Source organism: Roseisalinus antarcticus (genome assembly GCF_900172355.1).
Taxonomy (GTDB): Bacteria; Pseudomonadota; Alphaproteobacteria; order Rhodobacterales; family Rhodobacteraceae; genus Oceanicola; species Oceanicola antarcticus_A.
Genome location: NZ_FWFZ01000001.1, coordinates 391,763 through 418,384, shown reverse-complemented (window position 1 = coordinate 418,384; position 26,622 = coordinate 391,763). Strand labels below are relative to the sequence as shown.

Genomic DNA, 26,622 nt, shown 5'->3' with positions numbered 1-26,622 from the left:
GCGCATGGCGCCGCCCCGATACCTGGTCCGTCGATTACATGGTCCGTCGATTATTCCGACAGGCCGACCTGGTTGAAGATATGCCCACCCAGCGGGTGCACGACATAGCCTTCGACCTCGGGGCGCATGGTCATGTAGACGACCGAATGGGCGATGGTGGCCCAGGGTGCCTGCTCCTTGAAGATGACCTGAGCCTCTTCATAGAGGGCGGCCCGCTCGGACTGGTCGGACAGGACTTTCGCCTGCTGGATCACGTCCTCGAACGGCTGGTAGCACCAGTTCGCGCGGTTGGAGTTTTCCACGCCGTCGCAGCCCAGCAGCACGGCCAGGAAGTTGTCCGGGTCGCCGTTGTCGCCGGTCCAGCCCAGCAGGACCGCACCGTCACGGTCGAGCTCGCGCGAGCGGGCCAGGTATTCGCCCCACTCGTAGGACACGATCTCAACCTCGACGCCGATCTGGGCAAAGTCTTCCTGCATCAGCTCGGCCATGCGGCGGGCGTTGGGGTTGTAGGGACGCTGCACCGGCATCGCCCAGATCTTCATCGACAGGTCGGTGACACCCTCGGCCTCGAGCATCTCGCGGGCGGCTTCGGGGTCATAGGGGTCGTCGACGACGGCCTCGTTATAGGACCACATGGTCGGCGGGATCGGGTTCTTGGCGATCTGGCCGGAGCCCTGGAAGACCACGTCGATGATCGCCTGCTTGTCGATCGCCATGTTCAGGGCGCGACGCACGTTGGCGTTGTCGAAGGGCGGCACCAGCGTGTTGTAGGCCAGGTAGCCGACGTTCAGGCCTTCCTGCTCCATCACCACGATGTCTTCGGCCTCTTGCATGGCGCTGATGTCGGCGGGGTTGGGGTAGGCCATGATATGGCACTCGCCGGCCTGCACCTTCTGGTAGCGCACGGACGCGTCGGGCGTGATCGCGAAGATCAGCGATTCGACCTGTGCGGGTTCGCCCCAGTAGTCGTCGTTGCGCAGGTAGCGGATGACCGCGTCCTTCTGGTAGGCCTGCAGCGTGAACGGGCCGGTGCCGATGGGCGCCTGGTTCACCATCTCGGGGGTGCCGGCCTCAAGCATCGCGTCGGCGTATTCCTTCGACACGATCGAGGCGAAATCCATCGCCATGTTCGCGATGAAGGGCGCTTCGGGCCGGGTCAGGTTGAAGACGACGGTGTAGTCGTCGACTTTCTCGATGCTCTCGATCAGGTCGGGCATGGACATGCCGCCGAAGTATTCCCAGGTGCCGCCGGAGACGGTGTAGTAGGGGTTTTCCTCGTTGCCCTGACGGTCGAACGAGAAGATCACGTCATCCGCGTTGAAGTCGCGGGTCGGCGTGAACATGTCGTTGGAGTGGAACGACACGCCCTCGCGCAGATTGAACGTGATGGTCATGCCGTCTTCGGACACGTTCCAGCTTTCCGCCAGTCCGGGGACCACCTCGGTGGTGCCGACGCGGAATTCGGTCAGCTGGTTGTAGAGCGGGTGGCTGGAGGCGTCGAAGGTGGTGCCCGCGGTATAGAGCGCGGGGTCGAAGCCCTCGGGCGAGCCTTCCGAGCAATAGACCAACGATTGGGCCGATGCCGCGGACGCGCCGAATGCGGTCAGCAGCAGCCCTGTGGCCAAGGTGTTCTTGAGTGACATGTGTGTCGTCCTCCTGTCGGTTTCGATGTCCGTCGACCGGCTGCCCAGGGCAGACCGCCGCCGGTTCCTTTTTTGGGGGCCATCATCGTCGGCCGGGACTGATCCGACTTTGGGTCGACCGTCCGGCCATGAGGCCCGGGGCAAACGTTAGGCCATCAGCGATGGCTGGTCCATGACAGAGATTTGATATGACCCCGACGTCACCTTGACGTCGCGTCAGAGCTTTGTGCGCCGGCGGGCTTTGTGCGCCGGCGGAAGGGGGCGCTCGGGCTCTGCGGTGTGCCATGGGGCGCGGGGTGCGCGGGCGCGGCGCCGCGCGGCGGAAGGCACACCAACAGGGCCGCCACGGTGATCGCGGCGACGCCGATCAGGCCGGTCGGCCCGGGCAGGGTCGCGAAAATCAACAGATCGAATCCCAGCGCCCAGATCAGACCGCTGAAGTCGAAGGGGGCGAGCGTTCCGACCGGCGCGCGGGCCATGGCCTCGTTCGAGGCGATATGGCCGAGGCCCCCCAGCAGGCCCGCCAGCGCGAGCCACGAGAATTGCGCGGGCGAGAGGCTGGCCCAGCCGAATGGCAGGGTCAGCAGGCCGGCCAGCGCCGCGATCACGGCGAAATAGAACGCGATGGTCGAGGCGCTTTCGGTCTGGGTCATGGTTTTGGTGTGGACCCGGACGAAGGCCATGGTCAGCGCATAGGCCAGCCCCGCGGCGACCCCGATCGCGGCCCCCCGCCCCGGCAGGGTCAGCGCCTCCCACAGGAGCGCCAGGACACCGCCGAAGCCCAGGGCGACGGCGGCAAGCAGGGTGAGGGTCAGCCGCTCTCCCAGCAGCCAGGCCGCCAGCGGCAGCGTCAGCACCGGCGCGAGATAGGCCAGCGCCTGGGCGTTGGCCACGGGCAGGTAGGCCAGTGACAGGAACGACATCCACATGGAGAACGCGCCGAAGGTGCCGCGCGTCAGGTGCAGGCCGGGCCGGCTGCTGCGCAGGGCGCGGGGAAATTCCGAACACCACATCATGTAGAGGCAGATCGGCACCAGCGCGAGCGCCGACCGCCAGAACACGATCTGCCCTACGGGCGCTGCCTGGGCCGCGGCATGCACCGAGGCGGACATGGCCGTCATCAGGAAGGCCGCGAGCAGCCGCAGGCCGACCGCCTCGAGAAACATGCGCCGTGTGGACATGGCCGTTCTGTCGCAAATCGGCCCCGCGCCGGCAAGACGGCGCCGGGCCGCAGCGCAGGGTAACAGCGCAGGGCAGCCGGGGCCGCCGAGGGATCACATGGGCGGTGGCGCGACGGTGGGATGTGCCGGGCCCCGGGAGCTCCGGTGCGGACCCGTTGCCCGGTCGAGGACGCGGGACGAGGGCGGTCCACCGGAGATATGCGGCGGACCCGTGTCGTGACATCGACACGCGCGTCGGTTCCGAAGCCGGGCTGCCGGCGTTGTCGAGGTTTGACAGGCGGACAGGGGGCGCTGCCCCCTCTGCGCCGCGGGCGCATTCACCCCCGGGATATGTTCAGGCAATGAAGTCGCAGGCGCCGGCTTGCTGCCATGGCTTGGCCGTCATATGGGATTTGGCATGGCACGCGCACCCCTTCTCCAGCTTTCCGACATCTCGCTGACTTTCGGCGGCGATCCCGTGTTCTCTGATCTGTCGCTGGTGATCCAGCCGGGGGACCGGGTGGCGCTCGTCGGGCGCAACGGATCGGGGAAATCGACCCTGATGAAGGTGATGGGCGGCTTGGTGGAGCCGGACCGGGGCGATGTCGTCCGCTCTCCGGGCACGACGGTCGGCTATATGGAGCAGGAGCCGGGCATGGAGGGCTTTGCCACCCTCGGCGACTATGCGGCCAGCGGGCTGGACGAGGCCGAGGCCTATCGCGTGGAGATGGTCGCCGAGGGGCTGAAGTTCGACCCTGCCCGCGCGGTGGGCCATGCCTCGGGCGGGGAACGCAGGCGGGCCGCGCTGGCAAAGCTGATGGCGGAGGCGCCGTCGCTGATGCTTCTGGACGAGCCGACGAACCACCTCGACATCGAGGCGGTGCAATGGCTGGAGCGGGAGCTTGCGCAGACGCGGGACGCCTTCGTGGTGATCTCGCACGACCGGGCGTTCCTGCGGGCGCTGACCCGGGCCACGCTCTGGATCGACCGGGGCGAGGTGCGGCGGCAGGAGCGCGGCTTCGACGGGTTCGAGGATTGGCGCGACAAGGTCTGGGAAGACGAGGACATGCAGCGCCACAAGCTGAACCGAAAGATCAAGGCCGAAGCGCGTTGGGCGGTCGAGGGGATCTCGGCCCGGCGCAAGCGCAACCAGGGCCGGGTGCGCGCCCTGCAGGATCTGCGGGCCGAGCGCGGCGCGATGATCCGCCGGCAGGGCGCGGCCGCGATGGCGCTGGAGGAGGGGCCGAAGTCCGGGCGCAAGGCGATCGTGGCCGAGGGTCTGGCCAAGAGCTTTGACGGCAAGCCCATCGTCAGCGGCTTCGACCTGACCGTGCAGCGCGGCGACCGGGTGGCCTTTGTCGGCCCCAACGGGGTGGGCAAGACCACGTTGATCAAGATGCTTCTGGGCGAGATCGCGCCGGACGCAGGCTCCCTGCGCCACGGCACCAACCTCGAGATCGCGGTCTTCGACCAGACCCGGGCGCAGCTCGATCCCGATGCGTCGCTGTGGGAGAACCTGGTGGGCGACCCCGAGATGCGGGTCTCGGGCCAGGCCGACCAGGTCATGGTTCGCGGGACGCCGAAACATGTGGTGGGCTACCTCAAGGAGTTCCTGTTCGATGAGGGCCAGGCCCGCGCCCCGGTGCGGTCGCTGTCGGGGGGCGAAAAGGCGCGGCTGTTGCTGGCGCGAATCATGGCGCGGGCCTCCAACCTGCTGGTGCTGGACGAGCCGACCAACGATCTGGACATCGAGACGCTGGACCTGTTGCAGGACCTGCTGGGGGATTATGACGGCACGGTCCTTCTGGTCAGCCACGACCGGGATTTCCTCGACCGGGTGGCCAGCACCACGATCGTGATGGAGGGGCAGGGCCGGGTCACCGCCTATGCCGGCGGCTGGTCCGATGCCCAGGCCCAGGCGCAGTTCCAGTCCAGGGCCCCGGGCGCCGCCGCGCCGAAGCAGCCTGCAACGAAGGCTTCGAAGCCCTCCGCGCCGCCGCCGCCGGCGCAACCCGGCGGGACGCAGAAACAGGCGCTGAGCTTCACCGAACGCCACAGGCTTGCGGAATTGCCCGGGGTGATCGAACGGATCGAGGCCGAGATCGCCAAGCTGGAAAGCCTGTTGTCGGATGCCGAGCTGTTCTCTCGCGAGCCCGTGAAGTTCCGCAAGGCCACCGAGGCGCTGTCCGAGCGGCAGGCGCGTCTGGCGGCGGCCGAGGTCGAATGGCTCGAGCTGGAGGACAAGGCCTCCGGCAGCTGATCGTTGCGGCCAAGTCGCTGCGATCGCGGCCATTGTGCAACGGATTGTGCGTCGCGGGCCGGGCGGGACAGCCAGTTCTTGACCTGTGGGCTCTGACGCCGCTTTCTCATCGGGCGCCACCGGGCGTCGGCCTGTCCGGGGCCGGCGGTGCAGCATACTTTATGAAACCGGGAGCCGCCAGGATGGGACCTTGGCGGAGCCCGTTTGCGGCCGCCTTTTGATTGGCGATGGAGGCGAGCATGGGACGGCAGGAAACAGATTCGGATAACCGGACACACACAATCGGCCGGCGGCGGGGGCGGCTTGGCGGAATATTGGCGGGGGTTCTCGCCGCCGCGCTCGGCCTCGGCGCGGCGGGCCCGGCCTCGGCCCAGCAAGGGCAGGACGAGGCGGCGCGGCTGGTCTTTCTGGCCGCCGCCCCCGGCGAGGGACGCCCCGCCAGCGCCGGCGACGACCTCAAGGTCCTGACGCTCGACCGGTTGCCCGAGGCGGGCGAGGCCGAGCTGCAGGTGCTGGCCGCGTTGCTGCGTTCGAACCCCGTCTCGACCTTCGTCGCCACGCCGGACGGCCCGACCGGGGCGCGGACCGGCGACCTTCACCTGGTGCTGGACCTCGCGCTCGCCAAGGGGGAGGCGGATCAGGCCGTTTCCGTCAGCCTCGGGGGCGAGACCATGCCGCTGGACGCCTTCGCCGGGCGGCTGTCGTCGCTGGTCTCGGCCTTCAATGCCGAAGCGCGGCAGATGGCCTATCTGCGGATCGACGACCCCGAGGATCTGCTTGCCGCGGCGCTGGCCGATCTGCGCGGCGCGATCGAGCCGTCGGGCTTTGCCATGTCGATCCTGATGGTCGGCGCGGACCCGGCGACCTGCGAGGGGCCGCGCGCCCCGGTGCATTACGCCATCATCGGCGGCATTGCCGACAGCGACCCGTTCGGCGACGGCGACGGCGACACCACCATCGCCGAGGCGACCGCCTATGTCTCGGCCGCGTTGCAGCGCAATGTCACCCGGCAGGAGCCCTGCGCGGCCCGCTACAGCCTGATCCTGCGGGGCGACGACGATCCCGCCCGCGCCGTGGTGCGCGCCGAGGCGACGCCGATCTTTCCGGACATGGAGACCGCCGTCTACCAGGAGAAGTTCCAGGCGCTGTTTCTGATGTCCGCCGACGAGGAAGGGCCGATCCGGGACTACCTGCAGACCTGCACCTATTGCCCGTCCGAGGCCGCGCTGTCCGACCGCCTGCGCGAGATCGGCGAGCGGCAGTTGGCCCTGCGGCTGGAAACCGGGATCTGGGAGGGCATCCGCGACGATACCGACCCCGGGCGGATCACCGTCTATCTGGAGAACTGCAAGCTCTGCGCCTTCCGTGACGAGGCCGAGGCCCTGATCGCGCGGCTGGAGCAGATCGACGCCACCCGCGACGCCGAGGCGGAGGCGTTCCGGTCGCTCGCCGCGGCCCGGGACCTGACCGGCCTGCGGGGCTGGATCGCCGATTGCGTGGCCTGTCTGCAGCGCGAGGAGGCGGCGGCGCTGGTCTCCGAGCTCGAGGCGGACACCCGGGTCCAGGCCGAGGCCGCCGCGCTCGACGAGGCGGTGACCCAGCGCAATGCCGAGCTGATCGAGGCCTGGTTGCAGGAGTGTGAGGTCTGTGCCGCCAAGGGCGAAGCCGAGGCCGCGCTCGCGGGGTTGCAGGAACAGGCGGTCGCGGCGACGGCCTGTCTCACGGCTGCCGGGCTGCCTCAGCAGGGCGGGCCGCGGCTCTTGTCAGAGATCAACCAGATGGCCGCGCGGGCGCTCTGCGGGTCGGTGCTGGCCGCGCATCCCGGCAACCCGCTGGCGATCACCGCCCTGGGCCGGGTGGAGCAGGCCGCCGGCAACATGGACGAGGCCCGCGCCGCCTACGAGGCCGGCATCGAGGCCGGGATCGCGGCGGCCTACGGGCTGGCCGCCCACAGCCTTTATGCGCCGGGCGACGGCAACGTGGCCGATTACACCGGGGCCGAGCAGCTTGCCCGCGAGGGCCATGCGCGGGGCGACTGGCTGTCGGGCGAGGTGCTGACCGTGCTTTATTCCCGCGAGCTGATCGAGGGGCAGGGGGCCGATGACGCCTTTGCCATCGCCCTGCGCGATGCCGAGAGCGGCAACTCCGTCGCGCAGTTCTTCACCGGCTATTTCTACCGGATCGGCGCGGGCGTGCCGCAATCGGACAGCGACGCGGTCGCCTGGCTCACGCAATCGGTGGACCAGGGCTATGTCCACGCCAATTCCTTCCTGGCCGAGATCTTCGAGGAGGGCGGCGAGGGCGTGCCGCAGGATACCGAACGGGCGGCAGAGCTCTACTGGGCGGCGCTTTCGGCGGGGGATCCGACGGCCCTCGACCGGCTGGCCAACCAGATCAACGACCGACCCAGCGCGATCATCGGCGCGATCCAGACGCGGTTGCGCGATGTCGGCGCCTTCTCAGGCCGGGTCGACGGGATCGGTGGCAACAACACCGCCTCGGCGATCCGGGTCTATGCCAATTCCGTGCAGACAGCGAACTGAGGCGGGACGATGTTCACCATGCTTGCCAAGTTGACCGGGGTCCGGACCGCCTGCGCGGCCATCCTCATCGCGGCCCTCGGGCCGGGCGCCGCCGCGGCCGATACGCTCGACCGGATAGGCTGCCCGGCCGAGAGCGTGCGCATCGTCGTGCTGGGTGACAGCCTTGCCGACGGGCTTTGGGGCGCGTTCTTCCGCGCCTTCGCGGGGTGCTCCACCGTCGATCTCCTGCGCCGGACGCAAGTGTCGGACGGCTTGGCCAAGACCGACCCCGAAGGCTGGCTGGCCCGGCTGGGGCCGGAGGCCGAGGGCGCGGACCTGGTGGTTGTCCAGATCGGTGCCAACGACATCACCAACATCCGCGAGGGCACGACCCGCCATGTCTTCGGCTCGGACGAATGGCGCGTCGTCTACGGTGCGCGCGCCACGGCGCTGGCCGAGGGGCTGCGCAGCCGTGCGCCCCGGCTGATCTGGATGGGCCTGCCCATCGTCGGCCAGGAGCGGTTCGAGGACAGCTACCGCGAGATCAGCGCCCTGCAGGAGGCCGCGATCACCGCCGCCGGCGGCCGTTTCGTAGACACCCACGAGCCCACGACCTTCGGCGGCGGAGAGTTCGTGATGAACGCGCAATGGGACGGCAGCGTCCGTCAGATGCGGATCTCGGACCAGGTCCACTTTACCGAGCTGGGCTACGACGTGGTCGCAGGCCTTCTGGCTGGCGAGGTCGAGCGGCTGTTCCAGACCCGCGAGCGCGCGGCGGCGATGGACGGGCTCGCCCTGCAATGAGGATGCTTGCGCTTCTGGCCGCCGCCGCCGCGCTGGCCGCGTGCGGAAGCGCGGGCGGACGCGCCGTGGCCCAGGACATGGGTCTGCTGATCGGAGCGTCGGCGGCCGCGCCCGCGCCGCAGACCGCCCAGCGGCTGCGCCCGGATATCCGGCCCGGCAATCCGGCGCGCGTGCTGGTCATCGGTGACAGCCTGGCCCAGGGCTTCGGCACCCTGTTGGTGCAGCGGGCCGAGGCGCGGAGGCTGCAGATCGACGTGGTCATCCGGGGCCGGCCCTCGACCGGGCTCGCGCGGGCCGATTATTACAACTGGCCCGACAATTTCGAGGCGATCGCCGCGGTCCAGCGGCCCGACATCGTCGTCGCCCATTTCGGTGCAAACGACATGCAGGCGATCATCGCCCCCGAGGGCCGCACCCCCTTCGGCGAGGCATGGGACGCGGCCTATCGCGACCAGATCGCCAAGGTGCTTGACGTGGCGGCGGCCTCGGGGGCCGTTGTCTACTGGCTTGGCCCCGCGCCGGACGGCAACACCAACCTCGGCCGGCACCTGGTGCGGCTCAACCCGATTTTCGCCGACGTGGCCGGCGCTTACGGCGCGACCTACGTGCCGTTGACGCCGATGACCGCGCCCAACGGGGTGTTCGAGCGGACGGTGACCCTCGACGGGCAGAGCATCAACATGCGCACCGCCGACGGATCGCATTTCACGGGCCGGGGCTATGGCTACGTGGCCGATGCGATGCTCGACCGGATCATCCTGCGCTTTCCCCAGCTGGGGCCGGTGTCGGGCACGGCGACGCTCGCCTCGGCCAGCGATCCCTTCGCGCTGAGCCTGCAGTAACGCCCCGGGCGCAATGGTCTTTCCCACACTCCAGTTCATCCTGTTCTTTGCCGTCGTGCTGGCGGTCAACACGGCCCTCATGCCGCCCGCGGACCGCGCCGAGGGCGGCTGGCGGCAGGGCGGCCGCAAGGCCTTTCTGATCGCCGCGTCCTATGTCTTCTACGCGGCCTGGGACTGGCGCTTCTGCCTGCTGATGGCGGGGGTGTCGCTGGTGGCCTGGATTGGCGGCGGGGCTGCGCGGCATCCGGACCGCGGGCGGCTGGCCAGGGCGCTTTCGATCACGCTGCTGCTCGGGGTGCTGGCGGTGTTCAAGTATTTCGGCTTCTTCCTGCTGAGCCTGCAGCAGCTGCTGGACGGCACGGCGCTGGCCCGCGACCTCGGGTGGATGCGGATCGTGCTGCCGGTGGGGATCTCGTTCTACACGTTCCAGGCGATTTCCTACGTGATGGACGCCTCTCGCGGGGACGTGCCCCCGCGCCGGAACCCGTTCGACGTGGCGCTCTATATCTCGTTCTTTCCGCAGCTTGTGGCGGGGCCGATCGTGCGGGCGAAGGACTTTCTGCCGCAGATCGACCGGCCGTATCCGGTCGATGCCGCGATGCGCGCCGGCGCCGTGGTGCTGATCCTGTCGGGGCTCTTCAAGAAGATGGTGGTGGCCAATTACCTCTCGGTGCTGCTGGTGGACCCGGTCTTTGCCTTCCCGCAGGGCCAGGGGCAGCTGGAGGCCGCGGTGGCGGTGCTGGGCTACGGCATCCAGATCTATTGCGACTTTTCGGGCTATTCTGACATTGCCATCGGGATCGCGCTGTTGCTGGGCTATCGCTTCAACCGCAATTTCAACCAGCCCTACCGCGCCGTTGGCCTGTCGGATTTCTGGCGGCGCTGGCATATCTCGCTGTCGTCCTGGATCCGCGATTACCTCTATATCCCGCTGGGCGGCAATCGCGGCGGGCCGCTGCGGCGGATCGCGGTGGTCATGACGACGATGACGCTTGCGGGGTTCTGGCACGGGGCGGGCTGGCCGTTCCTGATCTGGGGGGCGCTTCACGGGGTGGGGCTGGTGGTCGACCGGCTGGTCCGGAGCCTGCGTGCCGTGCGCCCGTTGCGGCTTCTGGCGATGCCGGCGACGCTCCTGTTCGTGCTGGCGCTCTGGATCCCGTTCCGCGCCGGCACGATCGAGACCGCGGGGGCGGTCGTCGCCGCCCTCACCCGGGCCCAAGGGGCCGCGCCGGTGGCGCTGTCGCCGCAGATCTGGACGCTGATCGCGCTCGGGCTTGCCATGAACTGGCTGCCGCTGGCCTGGCGCGACCGGACCGAACGCGGGGTCGCGGCGATCCCCGCCGCGGGGCAGGCACTGCTGCTGGCGGCGGGCACGCTGCTGTGCTTTGCGCTTGCACAGGATGGCACCGCCCCGTTCATCTATTTCCAGTTCTAGGGGCGTCGCCATGTCCGCATACACCGTATTCCTGATGACACTCTGGCTAAGCCTCTTCGTCATCTGGATATTCTCGGGCGAACAATTTCTTGACTTGATGTTTGCCATGCCCAACGCTGGCCCCATTGATGATGTTGTATTGACCGGCGTCGTCGGGCTGGAGGAGGCACGGGCAAGCTGGGGAGCGCCCGATCTCTTTCGCATGTTGCGCGACGCGCTGCATGGCCTGACCGGCCTGGGAGGATAGTCGCAAACCGAGGGAACCGCTGCCATGACCCTGAACCGCCGCCATTTTCTGGCGACAAGCCTGTCCGCGCTTGCCGCGCCCGCGCTGGCAAGCCAGCCCGCGCCCTATGGCATCGACTACCTCGAGGGGCTGGCCGAGCCCGGTGCCCTGCACGAAAGCCAGGCCTTCATCGCGCCCTCGGCCCTGCACGAGGCCTATAGCCACGCGATCTACGTCAACACCTCGTTCTACGGCGATAGCCGGCAGAAGCTCTGGCTGCTGGAGCGGCAGGGCGCGTCCTGGGACCTGGGGCTGCGGGACGACGCCTATTGGCAGCGCCGAGACGTCCAGGGCGGCTATTCCTTCCCGGTGTCCAGCGGGGCGCTTCACGCGGGCAACAGCCGCGCGGGTCCAACACCCTCGGGGATCTTCAACATCGACGAGCGCTCGGGGCGCTATCGCTCCGGCTGGGGCAGCCCGGGGATGTACAAGGCGATGTATATCGACCTGCACTACAATTCCGGGCGGATGTCGGGGGTGGCGATGCATGGCACCACCTCGGGCCGCTACAGCGCACTGGGGCGGCCCGCGTCGCATGGCTGCGTGCGTGTGACCCAGTCGAACATGGACGCGGTGCACGCGCTGTTCCATCCCGGCGGGGCCCGGCGCGAGGACAGCCCTCTCTGGGGCGAGGTGCCGCGCTATTTCACCTCCGAGGTCAGCAACGAGATGAGCGTCCGCAGGGGCTACACCCGCGACGGATCGCTGCTGACCGACGACAGCGGCGCCGTGCTGACGAAGATGGGCTATACCGCGCTCTTCGTGTTCTTCCGGGACGATGTCTAGGGCTGTCGTGGCGCTTCGGTGTCTGATCCTCGCCCTGGCCCTGGTGCTGACGGGCCAGACCGCGCAGGCGCAATACGCCGGCTGCCGTCCCGTGTTCCAGGCCCAGCCGCCGGCGTTGAACGCCTGCGCGGACGGCGGCCGTTACACGCTCGCGATCGTGGGCGATGTGCTGCTGCACTCGCCGTTGCAGCGGCAGGGCTATGCCACGGGGTTTCATACGATCTGGGGCGCGGCCATTCCGTTCCTGCAGGCCGCCGATTTCGCGATCGCCAACCTCGAGGGCCCGGTGGCCCCCGGCCTGCGCTCGGGAGGGCGCCAGGGCCGGGATCCGGGGCGGGTGTTCGACGGGTCGGTCTATACCTCCTACCCGATGTTCAATTACCACCCGACGGTCATCCCCGAGCTGCGCGCCGCCGGGGTCGACATGGTCACCACGGCCAACAACCACGCGCTGGACCGATCCTCGGCCGGGGCGGATGCCACGGTGGCGCAACTCAGCGCGGCGGGGATGCCCTTCGTCGGCACCGTGGCCGGCGGCGCCCCGCGCCAGTTCGCCCTCCAGACCGGCAGCCGGCTCGGCCGGATCGTCTGGATCGCCTGCACCTATTCGACAAACGGGATCCCCGACCGCCAGGGGCAGGTGCTGCATTGCTACAATCAGCGCGAGGCGCTGCTCGCGCTGGTCTCGGCCCATGCGGCGCGCAGCGAGGTCGCGGCGGTCTTCGTGCTGCCCCATTGGGGGAACGAGTATCAGGCCCGCGCGGCCTCGGCCGAACGCGGGCTTGCCCGGGCCCTTGTCGCCGCCGGGGCGACGGCGGTGATCGGCACCCACCCGCACGTGGTCCAGAACTGGGAGATCCTGCCGGGTCGGGGAATGAACGTGCCGGTGATCTATTCCACCGGCAATTTCGTCTCGGGACAGACCGGGCTCGACCGGCAGACCGGGATGCTGGCCTGGCTGGAGCTGTGCCGCAGCCGGCCCGGCGCCGACATGGGCCCCGCCCTACGCAGCCGCGTCGCCGTGGCCAGCGCGGGCTGGCTGGCCATTCGCATGGCCCGCACGGCTCAGGGGCGGCAGCTGGTGATCGCCGATTCCAGCGGGATCATGCAGGCGGCCGCGGCCTCGCACAACCTGATCGAGGGGCGGGTGCCGGGATACGCGCTGATGCCGCGCCTCGCGTGCACCGGCGCCCAGGCGTCGGGCACGACCTCGGCCCTCGCGGTGGGGCTGCAATGAGGGCGCTGCTGCTGCTTGCGCTGTCGTGGTTCGCCGCGCTGCCCGCCCAGGCGCAGGAGATCGTCGTGACCTTCGGCGGCGACGTCAATTTCGCGCAGTCGCGCGCGACCCCCAGCGCGGACCGCGTGACCAAGGGGGCGACCTACAGCCTTGGCCATACCACCGATTTTCTGGGTGGCGAGTTCACCGGCGACATCAACTTCGTGAACGTGGAAACCGTCGTCTCCACCCGCGACGGCTCGCGGCTGGGCAAGACCTTCGTGTTCCGCTCGCACCCCGAGAGCTTTCGCCACCTGATGGCGCTGGGGGTCAATGCCTTCTCGCTCGCCAACAACCATGCCTATGACCATGGCTGGCAGGGCCTGTCGGACACCCTGGCCTTCTTCGAGGGCGAGGACCGCCCGGACCGCCCGCTTCTGTTCGCCGGGATCGGCCGGGGCAGCGAGGCCTTCGCCCCGCAGGTCACCGACCTCGGCGGCATCCGCGTGGCGTTCTCGGCCATCGGCATCGGGGCGCAGGCCTACGGGGCGGGGGGCGAGCGGCCGGGCATGGCGATCTGGGGCAACGACGCGCATTGGGAGGCGGTGCTCAAGGGCCTGCGCGACACCGAGGCCGACCTCAAGATCCTGTCGATCCATTATGGCACCGAGAATCAGATCGCGCTGAACTACGGCCAGCGCGACCAATACCGCCGCGCCATCGAAGAGGCCGGGGTGAACCTCGTGATCGGCCATCACCCCCATATCGTCCGCGCGGTCGAGGCCGAGCCCGAGGCGGGCCGGGCGATCTTCTATTCGCTCGGCAACCTGTTGTTCGTCGGCGGGGCCGTCCGTGACGGGCTGCCGGTAGGGCAGGATTATGGGCTGTTCGGCAAGGCCTATTTCCACATGACCCCGGACGGCCCGCGCCTGTCGGCGCTGGAGGCGCTGCCCCTGCGCAACGTGCACCTCTCGCCGGAGCCGATGACACCGTCGCGCCTGCGGGCGACGCTCGATCATCTGTCCGGCATCAGCCGCCAGGCGGCCGGGGCGCAGGGGGTGGCGTTCACGCCGCTCGGCCCCGATGCGGACCGGGGGGCGGCCTGCTACGGCGGGCCCTACGGCCCCGCGGCGCGGGCGCTGTGCTGCCGGTTGTCGTGGTCGATGGAATGCGACCTGCCGGACCTGATGTAGGGGGCGGTCAGGGCCGCTCGCGCACGATCAGGTAATCGCCGCGGCCGCCGAGGATGCCGCGCTCTTCCAGCACGTCGAACCCGTCGAGCGCGAGCCCCTCCCAGTGCTTGCGCGGGGTCACGATGACCGCGGGGCCGGGCGCCGTGATCGCCTGCAACAAGCTGTCCGCGTCGGCATATTCCGGCAGGTCCCGGCCGGCGTAATAGGTGAAGACGCCGGAATAGGTGCGATAGGTCATCGGCGCAGCACCCTGCGCGGCCTCCGCCATCAGCCGCTCGGCCAGCGGGCGGGGCGAGGCGTAGCCGCTCAGGATCGGCAGCAGCCCCGTGGCCAGCACCAGCCCCAGCAGTGTGCCGATGCCGCCAAGCGCCAAGACGCGCGGCCCCGGTGTCGCGGGCACGACAAGCGTCGCGGCCATCGCCAGCAGCAACAGCGTCCCCAGGATCGTCGCCCAGGTCGCCCCCGCTTCGGCGGCATAGGGCGTGCCGAAGACCGCGAGCGCGACCGCCAGCAGGGCGGCCAGCAGGGCGCTTGCGACACGCCCGGAGCGCAGGCTGGACTGCATCAGCGCGGCCCCCAGCACCATGTGCAGCAGGCACAGGACCGGCAGAAGATAGACGCCGACCTTGCCGTCGAGCGATGAGAGCAGGACGAACCCGGCCAGCGCGCCGAGGCCCAGCATGTCGACCGGGTGCCGCGCCCGGCGCCGGTCTGCCAACCGGCGCCGCTGCGACAGGGCCTGCCGAAGCGGCAGGGCGGTCGCGAACCCGGTCCACGGCAGGATCAGGAACGGCAGCACGACGATGTAGTAATAGACCGGCTCGGAATGGTGAAAGGTGTCAACGGCCCGGGCCACGACCTGCTGGCCGATGATCTGCTCGGCGAAGAAGGCCCAGCCCTCGACCCCGATCACCGCCGCGACCCACAGGCCGAGCACCGCCAGCATCACGAGCACCCCCAGCGCCATGGCCCCGCTTGCCAGCCGCCGCCCCTCGCCGGCCCAGAGGGCGGTGGCGACCAGCGCCACCAGCGGGATGGCCGCGCCCAGCGGGCCCTTGGTCAGCACCGCGAGCCCGAGGCAGGCAAAGCCCGCCAGCGCCGCCCCGGCCGGTTTGCGGTTGATCACGTGGTCATGCAGAAACGCCTGCCCAAGCAGCATGAAGGCCACGAACAGCAGGTCCATCCGCACGTAGTGCAGCAGCAGCATCACCCCCAGCCCGCCGATCCAGGTCAGCAGGCCGGCCAGACGTTCCTCGGCGGTCAGGCCCACGACCGCGCCCAGCCGGGCCATGGCGCCGGCCAGCAGGATCGCGGAGACCGCGCTGCCCAGGAACAGCGTCTGCGTCACCTCCAGCCCGGTCAGGAAATGGATCGCCGCGAGAAGCAGGAAATAGACCGGCGGCTTGTCGGGATAGACGGCGCCGTTGAGCTCGAGCACCGCCCATTTGCCCTGGCCGATCAGGTTGGAATAGGCCTCGGCATAGCGCACCTCGTCGGAATACCACAGGTCGCGGGCGTCCAGCGCCGGCAGCACCTGCGCCAGGATCAGGACCGCCACCAGCCACGGCCCGAAGCGCACCGCGAGGGTCCACAGCCGCGCGGTCATTGCGCCCGCCGCTCGCGCCGGATCAGCCAGAGGTTGCGGCTGTAGATGAACAGCCCCAGCGATTGCCCCAGCACGAAGACCGGATCGCCGCGATAGAGCGCGTAGGCAAAGAGCACCGCGCCGCCCACCAGCGAGCAATACCAGAAGGCCAGCGGGATCACCGACCGGCCGACCTTTTCCGAGGCGATCCACTGGACGAGGAACCGCGCGGTGAAGGCCAGCTGCCCGGCGAGGCCAAAGAGCACCCACCACAGCTCCACGTCGCTGTCCACGTTCAGGAAATCGAGAATCGCGTCATGCACGGGCGGGCACCTCTAGGTCAGGGAACGGGCCGCGGGCCGCGCCTTCTTGCGGCGCCGGATCAGCCAGGCGACGCCCAGCAGGTCGACCGCGCCGACCAGACCGCGCTGCAGGTTGGAATAGTTCGACCTGCCTCCCCGACGCTCGCGGTGCGAAACGTCGACGAGCGCGATCTGCCATCCGTCGCGCCGGAAAAGCGCGGGAAGATAGCGGTGCATATGGTCGAAATAAGGCAGGGCCAGAAAGGCGTCGCGGCGAAATGCCTTGAGCCCGCAACCGGTGTCGCGGGTGCCGTCGCGCAGGACCCGGGACCGGATGCCGTTCGCGATGCGTGAGGCCCAGCGCTTGGAAAGCCCGTCGCGCCGCGCCACCCGCTGGCCGGCCACCAGGCCGGTGCCGCTGTCCAGCTCGGCGCGGAGGCGCGCGACGAGGGCCGGGATCTCGGCGGGCGGGTTCTGTCCATCGCCGTCCAGCGTGCAGATCAGCGTCCCGGTGGCGTGCAGCACACCGGAATGGACCGCCGCGCTCTGGCCCGCCGACCGGTCGTGGCGCAGGGCCAGGACCCGGCTGTCACGCTCGGCGACCTTGCGCACGATGTCGCCGGTGCCGTCGGTCGAGCCGTCGTCGACCACGATGACCTCGACCAGCGGCAGTTCAGTGCAACTGGTGAGGATCTCGTCCAAGAGATCTCCCATGCACGCGGCCTCGTTTCGGGCCGGCAAGACCACTGAAACACGTATGTCCAACACAATTGTCCCGCATCGCCTGGCCCGGGCGGTTCGCCACGCGGGCCGTATCCGGAGGGGTGCTATGCAAGGTGGCCGCTCTGAGCAACCGCAAAATGGTATCCGGACCTCTGCGGCGGGGCACCGCGGCCGCCGTCGCGGGATTCCCGCAGGGCCCCGGCGCCCCTTGCGCCGGCCAAGGGCGGCGGGCCCCGTGGCATGGGCCCGGCAGGGGCGAGGGCCCCCGCCGGGCGCCGGGGGTCATCCGTCGAAATCGACCTCTTCCATCAGCCGCAAGGCCTGAGACCTGTATCCGGCAAGCTCGGTCAGGTCGGTGTCGTCGGCGGTGAAGGTGCCCCAGGAGGCCACCAGATCCGACACCTCGGCCCCCGGCAGCACCGGGTATTCATTGTTGGCCTCGGCATAGATCTGCTGCGCGGCAGGCGAGACGAGGAATTCCATCAACGCCAGCGCATCGTCGCGATGCGGGGCCGCGGCGGTCATGCCCACGCCCGAGACGTTCACATGGGTGCCGCCATCCTCGAAGGTCGGGAACACGATGCGCACCGAATTGGCCCATTCCGTCTGCTCTTCGTCGCTCAGCATCAGGCCCATGTAATAGGTGTTGCCCAGCGAGATGTCGCATTCCCCAGCCCAGATCGCCCGGACCTGGGCCCGGTCGTTGCCCTGTGGCTTGCGGGCCAGGTTGTCCTTGAGGTCGGCGGCCCATTGCCGGGCGTAATCCTCGCCGTGATGCGCGATCATCGCCGCGGTCAGCGCCAGGTTGTAATCATGGGTGCCCGAGCGCGTGCAGACCCGACCCTCCCAGGCGTCCGAGGCCAGATCCTCATAGGTGGTCACCTCTCCGTCGGCGACCCGGTCCCGGCTGGCATAGACGATCCGGGCCCGGGTCGTCAGCGCGAACCACAGACCGTCCGCAGACCGCAGCTCCTCGGGGACGGCGGCGTTCAGGACGGGGCTGTCCACCGGCTGCAGAACATCGGCGTCGACGATCTGGCTGAGGTTGGCAATGTCCACGGTCATCACCAGGTCGGCGGGCGAGCGGGCGCCTTCGGCCCGCAGCCGCTCGACGATCCCGTCCTGCACGAAAGCCAGGTTGACCTCGATGCCGGTGGTTTCGGTGAAGGCGTCCATCACCGGCTGGATCAGCTCCGGCTGGCGGGTGGTATAGATGTTCACCTCCGCCAGGGCGGGCAGGGCTGTGCAGGCGGCGGCGCTGGCGAGGAACAGGGTGCGAAGGGTCATGGGACCTCCGAATGTCGCGGTTTCGATGCGGCCTATTAATCTGAGTGTTTTACTCAGGTCAATACCCGACTGCATTAGTCGGACTTTTCCCGCCGCTTCGCCGCGTCCCAAAGCGCGTCCATCTCGCCCAGTGTGCTGTCCGCCGGTGTGCGCCCCTCCGCAGCCAGGGCATCCTCCACGGCGTTGAACCGACGGGTGAATTTCGCATTGGTCCGGCGCAGGGCGGCCTCGGGATCCAGACCGAGATGCCGTGCGAGATTGGCGATGACGAACAGCATGTCGCCCATCTCGTCTTCGATCTCGTCGGGGCCGAGCCGGTCGCGGGCCTCCACCAGTTCGCCGGCCTCCTCCACCAGCTTGTCAAGGACCTGGCTGGTCTCGGGCCAGTCGAAGCCGACCCGCGCGGCCCGTTTCTGCAACTTCACGGCCCGCATCAACGCGGGCAGCCCCATGGCCACGCCATCCAGCGTCCGCTGCTGGCGTTTCGCGGCCCGCTCGGCGGCCTTGAGCGCCTCCCAGTCCTTCGTCTGCTGCTCTGCCGATTTATCCCGGCTCTCGGATCCGAAGACATGGGGGTGCCGGGCGACCATCTTCTCGGCCATGCCCTCGGCCACGTCGTGAAAATCGAAAAGCCCGCGCTCTTCGGCCATCTGCGCATGCAAGACAGACTGGAACAGCAGGTCCCCCAGCTCGCCACGAAGCTCGTCCCAGGCCTCGCGCTCGATCGCATCGGCCACCTCATAGGCCTCCTCGATCGTGTAGGGCGCGATGCTGGCAAAGTCCTGCGCGATGTCCCAAGGACACCCGGTCTCGGGATCCCGCAACCGGCGCATGATCTCCAGCAACCGTGGCAAACCGCCCCCGGGGCGTCGGATGGGATCGGAACTGTCCATGGCCGCAGGCTACATCCCAGAGAAGGCGCCGCAATCCCAATGTGCCCTTCCGGGCGCTCCTATTCCCGAAAACGACGACCGCGACGCGTCACATGCCGGGGGCAGGTCTTCATCTTGGCCGAAAAACTCCCGCCGGAGGCTCCGCCGAGGGCTCCGCGCGGCCCCGGCGGCGAAGGGGCTCCGGCCCTCAATCCGCGCCGCCCCCTTTTCTTTCCCGGCCCCGCGGCCCACTCAATGCAGGTCACCCGGCACCGAATCGCGCACAGGAGGATCCCATGGCGCTCACCGACGCTCATCACCAGGTGGACACCGCCTTCACCCGTGACGACCCGCGGGGGGCGTCGCACGAGAACACCTTCGCCGGCGCCACCTCGTTCCTGCGCCGCCGCTACACCAAGGATCTCGCCGATGCCGATCTCGCCGTGACCGGTGTGGCTTTCGACCAGGCGGTGACGAACCGCCCCGGCACCCGCCTCGGGCCCCGCGCCATCCGCGAGGCCAGCGCCCTGCAGACCACCGACCCGCCCCAGGGCTGGGGATTTCAGCCGATGGATTTCACCATCGTCGACTATGGCGACGTCGCCTTCGACTATGCCGATGTCGCCGCGACCCCCGCCCGGATCGAGGCGCATCTCGCCGGCATCATCGCCCATGATATCCCGGCGGTCACCCTGGGCGGCGACCACTTCATCACGCTGCCGATCCTGCGCGCCTTCGCCGCGAAATTCGGCCCGATGTCGGTGATCCAGTTCGACGCCCATTCCGACCTCTGGCCGGACGACGACATGGCCCGCATCGACCATGGCACCTTCATGTACAAGGCCGTCAAGCTCGGCCTCGTGGATCCGGCGCGGTCGGTGCAGGTCGGCATCCGCACGGTCTGCGAGGACGTGCTTGGCTTTCACCAGATCGACGCGCGCAGCGTGCACGAGCGCGGTCCCGACTGGACCGCCTCGACGATCTCGCAGATCGTCGGCGGGGCGGCCTGCTACCTGACCTTCGATATCGACGCGCTCGACCCGGCCTTCGCGCCGGGCACAGGCACGCCGGTCTGGGGCGGGCTCGCCTCGTGGCAGGCGGCGGCCATCCTGCGCGATCTTGCCGGGATCAATCTGAAGGGCGGCGACGTGGTCGAGGTCTCGCCGCCCTTCGATCCTGCCGGCATCACTGCCATCGCGGGGGCCCACGTGGCGATGGAACTCTGTTGCCTCGGCCTTTGGCACAGGGCGCACCCGCGCTAGATCCCCGAAAGACACCAGACCGGAGACCCGTCATGCGCACGATCATCTTTGTCCTCGTCCTGCTGGCCGTCGCGGGCCTTGCCTATATCCGGCTCGCCCCGTCCGACCCGGAGCGTTGGCACGTCGACCCGTCGGCGTCCAGTGCGCCGGGGCGCGGCGGTTGGAAGGTTGCGCCCGAAGGCGGAAACCAGGCCGCGCCGGTCTGGGCCGCCGATCCCGCCGAGGTGCTCGCGGCGGTCGATGCCGTCGCCATGGCCACGCCACGGACAACCCGGCTTGCGGGCAGCGTCGCGGACGGCCGGATCAGCTATGTCACCCGGACCCGGATCATGGGCTTTCCCGATTACACCACAGTCACCGCCAGGTCCGCCCCCGGCGGGGCCACGCTGACGATGCTGGCCCGCCAGCGCTTCGGTTCGGACGACCTCGGCGTCAACCGGGCGCGGCTCGAGGGCTGGCTCGCCGCGCTCTCCGACAGGCTTGACCAGGCCGGGCCGACCTGAAACAGCACTCCCATGATCCCGTCAGACACGCTTCACCAGATCACGGCCCGCTACCAGTTCCTCGAGGCGAAGATGTCCGAAGGGGCGCCGGGGCCCGAGATGATCGCGCTCGCGCGGGAATATTCGGAGCTGAAGCCGGTGGTCGAGATCATCGCCCGCTGGCAGGCCCTGCAGGACGCCCGGGCCGAGGCCGAGGGCCTGCGGGACGATCCTGAAATGCGCGGCCTGGCCGATGACGAGCTGGACAGGATCGACGCCGAGCTGCCCGGCGCAGAGGACGCCCTGCGCCTCGCGCTGCTGCCCAAGGACAGCGCCGACGCGCGGCCCGCCCTGATCGAGATCCGTCCCGGTACCGGCGGCGAGGAGGCGGCGCTCTTCGCCGGGGACCTTCTGCGCATGTACCAGCGCTATGCCGAACGCATGGGCTGGCGGTTCGAGATCCTCACCGAGCAATCCACCGAGCTTGGCGGGATCAAGGAGGTGACGGCGCGGATCGTGGGCGAGGGGGTCTTTGCCCGGTTGAAATACGAATCCGGCGTGCACCGCGTCCAGCGCGTGCCCGAAACCGAAAGCGGCGGCCGGATCCATACCTCTGCCGCGACGGTCGCCGTGCTGCCCGAGGCCGAAGACGTCGACATCGAGATCGCGGCCTCGGACCTGCGGATCGACACGATGCGCGCCAGCGGCGCCGGGGGTCAGCACGTCAACACGACGGACTCGGCCGTGCGGATCACCCATATTCCCTCGGGGTTGGTGGTGACCTCATCGGAGAAATCCCAGCACCGCAACCGAGAGATCGCCATGCAGGTCCTCAAGACCCGACTGTTTGACATGGAACGGCAGAAGGCCGACGACGCGCGCTCGGCCGCGCGCAAGGCGCAGGTCGGCTCGGGCGACCGGTCCGAGCGGATCCGGACCTACAATTTCCCGCAGGGCCGCATGACCGATCACCGTATCGGCCTGACACTCTACAAGCTCACGGAGGTCCTCGCGGGGGATCTGGACGAGACCATCGACGCGCTGATTTCCGAGACCCAGGCGCGGCAATTGGCGGAGATGGACGGATGAGGCCGGCCCGCGAAGCGCTCGCCGAGGCAACCCGCGCCCTGGCCGAGGCGGGTATTCCCGAGGCCGGGACCGACGCGCGCCGGCTGCTGGCTCATGCGATGAACGTGCCCCCCGGACGGCTGACGCTGATGCTGTCCGAACCCCTGCCGGACGCGACCGACGCGGCCTATGAGACGCTGGTGGCCCGCCGCGCTGCGCGCGAACCGGTCTCTCACCTGACCGGGCGGCGGCTGTTCTATGGCCGGGAGTTCATCGTGACGGCGGATGTGCTCGACCCGCGGCCCGAGACCGAAACGCTGATCGAGGTTGCGCTGGCCGAACCCTTCGACCATGTGCTCGACCTCGGGACCGGCAGCGGCTGCATCCTCTTCACCCTGCTGGCCGAGATGGCCGACATGGGCCGCGACAGCACCTGGGGCATCGGGGTCGAGGCTTCCGACCCTGCGTTCGAGGTCGCCTGGTGGAACCGCAACGCCTTCGGCCTGGAAGAGACCGCGGTGCTGCTGAAGGGATCCTGGTTCGCGCCCCTGGCCGAGACCGTGGCCCCGGATTTCGCGGGGTTCGACCTGATCGTCTCCAACCCGCCCTATATCCGCGAGGCGGACTGGCGCGGCCTGGCGCCCGAGGTGCGCGACCACGAGCCGAAACTGGCGCTGACCGCGGGGCGCGACGGGCTCGACGCCTATCGCGAGATCCTGGGCGCCGTCCGGGGCCACATGGCGCCCGGCGGACGCGTGGCCGTCGAGACCGGCGTGGGGCAGGGGCCCGATGTCATGGCGATGATGCTCGAGGCGGGGCTGGACGAGGTGCACATGGTGCAGGATCTCGACGGGCGCGACAGGGTCGTGATCGGGCGCCGCGCGGGGGGCGCGGGGCGGGCCCGTGGGTGACAAAGCTGCCAGATTACCGGTCTTTTTGGCAAAATGGACTTGAAAGCGGCGGTGAGCCGTGCTTATTCAACTGTATCGCGGGAAGCGGGCCTATGGGCCGCCCCCGATCAGCCGCCAAAACATCGCCCTGATCGTTCTTTTGGAAACCGCAAAGAGTGCGGGCGCGTCGGGCAAAGTCACAATCACGCGGAACGGACCTTTAATGAGATCATCGAAGTCACGCTCGCGGGGCAGCAAGAACCGCAACAACAACAGGCCCTCTGGCGGGAACATCATCAACCGGGTTTTCGACAGCTCCGGTCCTGATGGCAAGGTGCGCGGAACCCCTCAGCAGATCATCGACAAGTACAACCAGTTGCACCGCGACGCGTCGCTTTCGGGCGACCGGGTCAACGCCGAGAACTACGCCCAACATGCCGAGCATTATACACGCCTGCTGGCCGAGGCGACCCGCGAGGTCGACCAGAAGCGCGAAGAGCAGGAGCGCCAGAACCGCGAGCGACAGGCCGAGCGCGACCGCGAACGGGCCGAGCGCCTGAAGGCGCAGGAGCAGGCCTCTGGCGACCAGGGCGGCGGCGACCAGTCGGGCGGCTCGGAGCAGCCCGACAATCGCGGCGAGAGCGGTGGCGGCGGGCAAGACCAGCCGCGCAAGGAGAGCCGGCGCGGAAGCTCTTCCGACAGGTCGGAGGACGCGCCGCAGGACAGCGGGCTCGTCGAGACGCCCGAGGCCAAGAGCGAGGCGCCGCCGGCCCCCAAGCCGCGCCGTCCGCGCACCCGCAAGCCGAAAGCCGCGCCCGAGGGCGAGGGATCTTCCGAGCAGGGCCCCGGCCAGGGCAAGGACGACGGCGGCCAGAGCGCCTCTTCGGAGGCGGCCGAATAGGCCCCCGACCTGATTGAGCGCTTCCGCGCGCTCTTTTTTCAGTCAACAGCCATGCGACGCCCCGTTTCGGGCGTCGTTTGCGTTGTGGAATCCGTCAGGTCGCCTCTGCGGCGACGTTTCGCGCAAGGGCGCAGAACCGCGCGAGGTCGATCTGTTCGGCGCGATCGGTCGGGGCGATGCCGCAGGCCAGCAGGCGGTCCTCGATATCCGGAACGAGACCCCGGAGGCTGGCGCGAAGCATCTTGCGGCGCTGGTTGAAGGCCATCGCCACCACCCGGCTGAGCGTGGCGGGATCGGCGGGATAGCGCGGCGCGGGCAGGGCGGTGAAATGGACCACCGCCGAAGAGACCTTGGGCGGCGGGGTGAAGGCCTCGGGCGGCAGGTCCAGAACGATCCGGGGCTCGGCCCGCCACTGGGCGAGGATCGCGAGCCGGCCATAGGCCTTGTCGCCGGGCCGGGCCACGATCCGCTGGGCGACCTCGCGCTGGAACATCAGCGTCAGGCTTTGCCAGAACGGGGGCCAGTCGGGGGGGGTCAGCCAGCGCACCAGAAGCTCTGTCCCGATGTTGTAGGGCAGGTTCGCGGCAATCCTGATCGGCGGCGTCAGGTGGGCCGAGACGTCGAGCGCCAGGGCATCGCCCTCCAGCACCGTCAGCCGGCCGGGATAGGCTGCGGCGATCTCGGCGAGGGCGGGCAGGCACCGGGCGTCCTTTTCGACGGCGACCACGTGGCGGGCGCCGGAGGCGAGCAGGCCCCGGGTCAGCCCCCCGGGGCCGGGGCCGATTTCCAGCACATCCGTGCCGGTGAGGTCTCCGGCGGCGCGGGCGATCCGGGATGTGAGGTTGAGGTCGAGCAGGAAGTTCTGCCCCAGCGCCTTTCGCGCGGCAAGTCCGTGACGCGAGATCACGTCGCGCAGGGGCGGCAGGTCGTCGATGCCGGCCATCAGCCGCGGGCCATCGCCATGTCGCGGGCCATGCGCAGCGCCGCGAGGGTCGAGGTCGGGTCCGCCCGTCCGCGCCCGGCGATGTCGAAGGCTGTGCCGTGGTCGGGCGAGGTCCGCACGAAGGGCAGGCCCAGGGTCACGTTGACCCCGCCGGCGAAGTCGATCGTCTTGATCGGGATCAGTGCCTGGTCGTGATAGCAGCAGATCGCCGCGTCATAGCGCGCCCGGGCCGCGGCATGAAACATCGTGTCTGCCGAGAGCGGCCCGGCGATATCCAGCCCCTCGGCACGCAGCGCGTCGAGGGTGGGGATGATGGTCTCGATCTCTTCGCGGCCGATCTTGCCGCCCTCGCCCGCATGGGGGTTGAGCCCGGCGACGGCAAGCCGGGGCCGGTCGAGCCCGAAATCCCTGCGCAGGGCCGCATGGGTGATCAGGATCGTGTCGGTCAGAAGCGCGGGGTTCAGCGCGGCGGGCACATCGGCGAGCGGGATGTGGATGGTCGCCGGGACGACACGGAGGCCCTCGCAGGCCAACATCATCACCGGCCGCGGCCCGCCCGCCAGCGCCGAGAGATACTCGGTATGGCCGGGGTAGGCGAAATCCGCGCCATCCATGAGGGCCTGCTTGTGGATCGGCAGCGTACACAGCGCGGCGCAGCGGCCGGTCGTCACCAGGGCGACGGCCTCGGCGATGACATCGACCACGTGGCGGGCATGGGCGGGGTCCGGGGCGCCCGGACCGCGCGGAGCGCCGAAATCGCGCACCAGGACCGGCAAGGCGTGCGGCATGATCCCGGGCGCCGTCTCGGGGGTCGCGGCCTGCCAGGCGGTGCCTTCGGGCAGGTGGGTCGGGTCGCCGATCCACAGAAACGGCAACTCATGGCGCAGGGCGGCCCAAGCCAGCGGGGCGAGGTCGGGCCCGATTCCCGCGGGCTCGCCGCAGGTCAGGGCAATGGTCATTCGAAATTGCGGATCGTCGCCGCAGACCGAAGCTGGGCGAGCAACACATCCGCAAAGCCCGACAGCCGCTGGGACCGGAGCGACCCCTCGGTGGCCTCTCGGTCGACACCGCCCTCGAGCGCCGGTGTCCGGCGGCACATCATCAGGAAATACTGCGTGTCGCCGCGCACCAGGTTCGTGCTGACCTCGCCCGGGTCGAGCTTGGCCAGTTCCAGGGCGATGTCGCGCGGGATTTCGGCGGGCGCGACCTCGCTGCGGACCAGTTGTTCGGGCGGCATGGTGCGGGCGATGCCGTAAAGGTCGTCGCAGGTATCGACCCGGCTGCGCAGGCGCCGCGCCTCGGTGCGGTCGCCGGCGGGAAGGTAGAGCAGCGCGTAGTCGATCAGCGCGGGAGCGGGCACCGAGGTCCGCACCTCGCGCACCGCGCGAAGCTGGAACAGGGCGATGCCGTTGGGAATCGGCAGCGGCTGGGTCACTTCGCCGGGCGATAGGTCCAGCAGCAGCGCCGCGATCGGCCCGGGATAATTGTTGACCGGGGTCCAGTCCACGCGGCCGCCGCGGTCCTTCGAGGGCAGGGCGGAATATTCCCGTGCGGCCGACTCGAACGCGCCGGTCGAGCGCATGCGCGAGATGTTGCGGGCGACGGCCTCGGCCTGGGCGGCCTGCTGCGGCGGGGCGGGAATGATGATCTCGTTCAACAGGACCTCGATCTCGCTGCCGGTCCCGGCGCTGCGATTGATCGCGCGGTCGACCTCGGCCTCGCTGACGGCGGATTGCGAGCGATAGCGGCCGCGGATGTAGTCGCGCCAGCTGACCCCGACGCGGATGAAATCGCGCAAGGTCTCCTCGGCCACCCCGGCCCCGGCAAGCTGTCCGATGAACTGGTCGTAGGGCAGGTTCGCGCGGCCGGCGAAGGCCTCCATCTGCTCCAGCAGCGCCTCGTCGGACAGGCGCAGGCCCGCGCGGGCAAGCTCCTGCAGCTTCAGCCGGTCGTCGATCAGCTGCTCGCGGGCGAGCGCGGGCAGGTCGCCGGGGGTGTTGAAAAGCTCGAGCATTCGGATGCGCTGCTCGATCTCGTAAAAGCTGATCGCGTCGTCGTTGACGGTGATAGCGGGCGAATAGGGCGACTGGGCCAGCGCCGAGAAGGGCAGAAGGCACAGCGCCAGCAGGGCGGCAAGGGGGCGGAGGAGCGTCATGACTG

Annotated in this window: 24 protein-coding genes; 14 read left to right on the top strand and 10 right to left on the bottom strand. The window is 69.4% G+C overall.

All coding sequences use genetic code 11. The features are described from left to right. Positions 1 to 50 precede the first annotated feature (50 nt). Both ROA7023_RS01965 and ROA7023_RS01960 read right to left on the bottom strand, forming a co-directional pair. Entirely contained in the window at positions 51 to 1,643 is a 1,593-nt protein-coding gene (locus ROA7023_RS01965; RefSeq protein WP_085877306.1) for an ABC transporter substrate-binding protein, read from the bottom strand. 200 nt (positions 1,644 to 1,843) lie between these two features. Next, on the bottom strand, positions 1,844 to 2,824 hold the full coding sequence (locus ROA7023_RS01960; RefSeq protein ID WP_085877305.1) for a DMT family transporter: 981 nt from the start codon (positions 2,822 to 2,824) through the stop codon (positions 1,844 to 1,846). Between the two features lie 397 nt (positions 2,825 to 3,221). Here ROA7023_RS01960 and ROA7023_RS01955 point away from each other — a divergent pair, with 397 nt between their 5' ends. From ROA7023_RS01955 to ROA7023_RS01915, 9 genes are all read left to right on the top strand, one after another. Then, the gene (locus tag ROA7023_RS01955) at positions 3,222 to 5,063 is read left to right on the top strand and encodes an ABC-F family ATP-binding cassette domain-containing protein (RefSeq protein WP_085877439.1); all 1,842 of its coding nucleotides are present in this window, start codon (positions 3,222 to 3,224) and stop codon (positions 5,061 to 5,063) included. 314 nt (positions 5,064 to 5,377) lie between these two features. Continuing rightward, positions 5,378 to 7,606: an SEL1-like repeat protein gene (locus ROA7023_RS01950; protein ID WP_085877304.1), complete on the top strand. Its 2,229-nt coding sequence runs from the start codon at positions 5,378 to 5,380 to the stop codon at positions 7,604 to 7,606. A 9-nt stretch (positions 7,607 to 7,615) separates the two neighbouring features. After that, positions 7,616 to 8,389 carry a DUF459 domain-containing protein gene (locus ROA7023_RS01945; RefSeq protein WP_085877303.1) on the top strand — a complete coding sequence of 258 codons (774 nt, stop codon included), beginning with the start codon at positions 7,616 to 7,618 and terminating at the stop codon, positions 8,387 to 8,389. Next, positions 8,386 to 9,231 (top strand): SGNH/GDSL hydrolase family protein, encoded by an 846-nt coding sequence (locus ROA7023_RS01940; RefSeq protein WP_159458423.1) that lies wholly within the window; start codon positions 8,386 to 8,388, stop codon positions 9,229 to 9,231. Before ROA7023_RS01945 ends, ROA7023_RS01940 begins: the two co-directional genes overlap by 4 nt. Positions 9,232 to 9,244: 13 nt before the next feature. Further along, positions 9,245 to 10,666, top strand: a complete 1,422-nt coding sequence (locus ROA7023_RS01935) for an MBOAT family O-acyltransferase (RefSeq protein WP_085877301.1) — start codon at positions 9,245 to 9,247, stop codon at positions 10,664 to 10,666. 10 nt (positions 10,667 to 10,676) lie between these two features. Further along, a complete protein-coding gene (locus tag ROA7023_RS01930; protein ID WP_085877300.1) occupies positions 10,677 to 10,913 on the top strand; it encodes a hypothetical protein in 237 nt (78 codons plus the stop codon). 24 nt (positions 10,914 to 10,937) lie between these two features. Beyond that, positions 10,938 to 11,738 carry a L,D-transpeptidase gene (locus ROA7023_RS01925; protein WP_085877299.1) on the top strand — a complete coding sequence of 267 codons (801 nt, stop codon included), beginning with the start codon at positions 10,938 to 10,940 and terminating at the stop codon, positions 11,736 to 11,738. A 7-nt stretch (positions 11,739 to 11,745) separates the two neighbouring features. After that, complete coding sequence (locus ROA7023_RS01920; RefSeq protein ID WP_159458422.1) at positions 11,746 to 12,975, top strand: CapA family protein; 1,230 nt, start codon at positions 11,746 to 11,748, stop codon at positions 12,973 to 12,975. Next, positions 12,972 to 14,147 (top strand): CapA family protein, encoded by a 1,176-nt coding sequence (locus ROA7023_RS01915; RefSeq protein WP_085877297.1) that lies wholly within the window; start codon positions 12,972 to 12,974, stop codon positions 14,145 to 14,147. The genes ROA7023_RS01920 and ROA7023_RS01915 overlap by 4 nt, the downstream gene beginning before the upstream one ends. A 7-nt stretch (positions 14,148 to 14,154) precedes the next feature. Here ROA7023_RS01915 and ROA7023_RS01910 read toward each other — a convergent pair whose 3' ends face one another. The 5 genes from ROA7023_RS01910 to mazG form a co-directional block, all read right to left on the bottom strand. Then, on the bottom strand, positions 14,155 to 15,753 hold the full coding sequence (locus ROA7023_RS01910; protein ID WP_085877296.1) for an ArnT family glycosyltransferase: 1,599 nt from the start codon (positions 15,751 to 15,753) through the stop codon (positions 14,155 to 14,157). Beyond that, a complete protein-coding gene (locus ROA7023_RS01905; RefSeq protein ID WP_085877295.1) occupies positions 15,750 to 16,055 on the bottom strand; it encodes a lipid-A-disaccharide synthase N-terminal domain-containing protein in 306 nt (101 codons plus the stop codon). Before ROA7023_RS01905 ends, ROA7023_RS01910 begins: the two co-directional genes overlap by 4 nt. A 12-nt stretch (positions 16,056 to 16,067) precedes the next feature. Continuing rightward, positions 16,068 to 16,781 carry a glycosyltransferase family 2 protein gene (locus ROA7023_RS01900; protein ID WP_306372470.1) on the bottom strand — a complete coding sequence of 238 codons (714 nt, stop codon included), beginning with the start codon at positions 16,779 to 16,781 and terminating at the stop codon, positions 16,068 to 16,070. 258 nt (positions 16,782 to 17,039) lie between these two features. After that, on the bottom strand, positions 17,040 to 18,044 hold the full coding sequence (locus tag ROA7023_RS01895) for a Fe(3+) ABC transporter substrate-binding protein (protein ID WP_085877293.1): 1,005 nt from the start codon (positions 18,042 to 18,044) through the stop codon (positions 17,040 to 17,042). A gap of 74 nt (positions 18,045 to 18,118) precedes the next feature. Further along, on the bottom strand, positions 18,119 to 18,937 hold the full coding sequence (gene mazG, locus ROA7023_RS01890) for a nucleoside triphosphate pyrophosphohydrolase (protein WP_085877292.1): 819 nt from the start codon (positions 18,935 to 18,937) through the stop codon (positions 18,119 to 18,121). A 275-nt stretch (positions 18,938 to 19,212) separates the two neighbouring features. On the opposite strand from mazG, the gene speB reads away from it, so the two are divergent. From speB to ROA7023_RS01865, 5 genes are all read left to right on the top strand, one after another. After that, entirely contained in the window at positions 19,213 to 20,178 is a 966-nt protein-coding gene (speB, locus tag ROA7023_RS01885; RefSeq protein WP_085877291.1) for an agmatinase, read from the top strand. Between the two features lie 32 nt (positions 20,179 to 20,210). Continuing rightward, positions 20,211 to 20,681, top strand: coding sequence for a DUF1499 domain-containing protein (locus ROA7023_RS01880; RefSeq protein WP_085877290.1), 471 nt, complete (start codon positions 20,211 to 20,213; stop codon positions 20,679 to 20,681). A 12-nt stretch (positions 20,682 to 20,693) separates the two neighbouring features. Beyond that, entirely contained in the window at positions 20,694 to 21,749 is a 1,056-nt protein-coding gene (gene prfA, locus ROA7023_RS01875) for a peptide chain release factor 1 (protein ID WP_085877289.1), read from the top strand. After that, the gene (gene prmC, locus ROA7023_RS01870; RefSeq protein ID WP_085877288.1) at positions 21,746 to 22,639 is read left to right on the top strand and encodes a peptide chain release factor N(5)-glutamine methyltransferase; all 894 of its coding nucleotides are present in this window, start codon (positions 21,746 to 21,748) and stop codon (positions 22,637 to 22,639) included. Before prfA ends, prmC begins: the two co-directional genes overlap by 4 nt. A gap of 202 nt (positions 22,640 to 22,841) precedes the next feature. Next, positions 22,842 to 23,519, top strand: coding sequence for a DUF4167 domain-containing protein (locus ROA7023_RS01865; RefSeq protein WP_085877287.1), 678 nt, complete (start codon positions 22,842 to 22,844; stop codon positions 23,517 to 23,519). A 94-nt stretch (positions 23,520 to 23,613) separates the two neighbouring features. On the opposite strand, the gene rsmA is transcribed toward ROA7023_RS01865, so the two are convergent. Genes rsmA through ROA7023_RS01850 form a run of 3 tightly spaced genes read right to left on the bottom strand, consistent with a single transcriptional unit; the run spans position 23,614 to position 26,617 of the window. Continuing rightward, positions 23,614 to 24,462 (bottom strand): 16S rRNA (adenine(1518)-N(6)/adenine(1519)-N(6))-dimethyltransferase RsmA, encoded by an 849-nt coding sequence (rsmA, locus tag ROA7023_RS01860; RefSeq protein WP_085877286.1) that lies wholly within the window; start codon positions 24,460 to 24,462, stop codon positions 23,614 to 23,616. Further along, positions 24,462 to 25,421, bottom strand: coding sequence for a 4-hydroxythreonine-4-phosphate dehydrogenase PdxA (gene pdxA / locus ROA7023_RS01855; RefSeq protein WP_085877285.1), 960 nt, complete (start codon positions 25,419 to 25,421; stop codon positions 24,462 to 24,464). The genes rsmA and pdxA overlap by 1 nt, the downstream gene beginning before the upstream one ends. Then, complete coding sequence (locus ROA7023_RS01850) at positions 25,418 to 26,617, bottom strand: peptidylprolyl isomerase (RefSeq protein ID WP_085877284.1); 1,200 nt, start codon at positions 26,615 to 26,617, stop codon at positions 25,418 to 25,420. Before ROA7023_RS01850 ends, pdxA begins: the two co-directional genes overlap by 4 nt. Positions 26,618 to 26,622 lie beyond the last annotated feature (5 nt).

What these genes read in the sequence shown, in the direction of transcription:
- ROA7023_RS01850 (WP_085877284.1), bottom strand. Translation starts at nt 26,617, where the DNA reads ATGACGCTCCTCCGCCCCCTTGCCGCCCTGCTGGCGCTGTGCCTTCTG.
- ROA7023_RS01915 (WP_085877297.1), top strand. Translation starts at nt 12,972, where the DNA reads ATGAGGGCGCTGCTGCTGCTTGCGCTGTCGTGGTTCGCCGCGCTGCCC.
- mazG (WP_085877292.1), bottom strand. Translation starts at nt 18,937, where the DNA reads ATGGACAGTTCCGATCCCATCCGACGCCCCGGGGGCGGTTTGCCACGG.
- prfA (WP_085877289.1), top strand. Translation starts at nt 20,694, where the DNA reads ATGATCCCGTCAGACACGCTTCACCAGATCACGGCCCGCTACCAGTTC.
- pdxA (WP_085877285.1), bottom strand. Translation starts at nt 25,421, where the DNA reads ATGACCATTGCCCTGACCTGCGGCGAGCCCGCGGGAATCGGGCCCGAC.
- ROA7023_RS01955 (WP_085877439.1), top strand. Translation starts at nt 3,222, where the DNA reads ATGGCACGCGCACCCCTTCTCCAGCTTTCCGACATCTCGCTGACTTTC.
- speB (WP_085877291.1), top strand. Translation starts at nt 19,213, where the DNA reads ATGGCGCTCACCGACGCTCATCACCAGGTGGACACCGCCTTCACCCGT.
- ROA7023_RS01895 (WP_085877293.1), bottom strand. Translation starts at nt 18,044, where the DNA reads ATGACCCTTCGCACCCTGTTCCTCGCCAGCGCCGCCGCCTGCACAGCC.
- prmC (WP_085877288.1), top strand. Translation starts at nt 21,746, where the DNA reads ATGAGGCCGGCCCGCGAAGCGCTCGCCGAGGCAACCCGCGCCCTGGCC.
- ROA7023_RS01925 (WP_085877299.1), top strand. Translation starts at nt 10,938, where the DNA reads ATGACCCTGAACCGCCGCCATTTTCTGGCGACAAGCCTGTCCGCGCTT.
- rsmA (WP_085877286.1), bottom strand. Translation starts at nt 24,462, where the DNA reads ATGGCCGGCATCGACGACCTGCCGCCCCTGCGCGACGTGATCTCGCGT.
- ROA7023_RS01880 (WP_085877290.1), top strand. Translation starts at nt 20,211, where the DNA reads ATGCGCACGATCATCTTTGTCCTCGTCCTGCTGGCCGTCGCGGGCCTT.
- ROA7023_RS01965 (WP_085877306.1), bottom strand. Translation starts at nt 1,643, where the DNA reads ATGTCACTCAAGAACACCTTGGCCACAGGGCTGCTGCTGACCGCATTC.
- ROA7023_RS01910 (WP_085877296.1), bottom strand. Translation starts at nt 15,753, where the DNA reads ATGACCGCGCGGCTGTGGACCCTCGCGGTGCGCTTCGGGCCGTGGCTG.
- ROA7023_RS01945 (WP_085877303.1), top strand. Translation starts at nt 7,616, where the DNA reads ATGTTCACCATGCTTGCCAAGTTGACCGGGGTCCGGACCGCCTGCGCG.
- ROA7023_RS01935 (WP_085877301.1), top strand. Translation starts at nt 9,245, where the DNA reads ATGGTCTTTCCCACACTCCAGTTCATCCTGTTCTTTGCCGTCGTGCTG.
- ROA7023_RS01865 (WP_085877287.1), top strand. Translation starts at nt 22,842, where the DNA reads ATGAGATCATCGAAGTCACGCTCGCGGGGCAGCAAGAACCGCAACAAC.
- ROA7023_RS01960 (WP_085877305.1), bottom strand. Translation starts at nt 2,824, where the DNA reads ATGTCCACACGGCGCATGTTTCTCGAGGCGGTCGGCCTGCGGCTGCTC.
- ROA7023_RS01930 (WP_085877300.1), top strand. Translation starts at nt 10,677, where the DNA reads ATGTCCGCATACACCGTATTCCTGATGACACTCTGGCTAAGCCTCTTC.
- ROA7023_RS01940 (WP_159458423.1), top strand. Translation starts at nt 8,386, where the DNA reads ATGAGGATGCTTGCGCTTCTGGCCGCCGCCGCCGCGCTGGCCGCGTGC.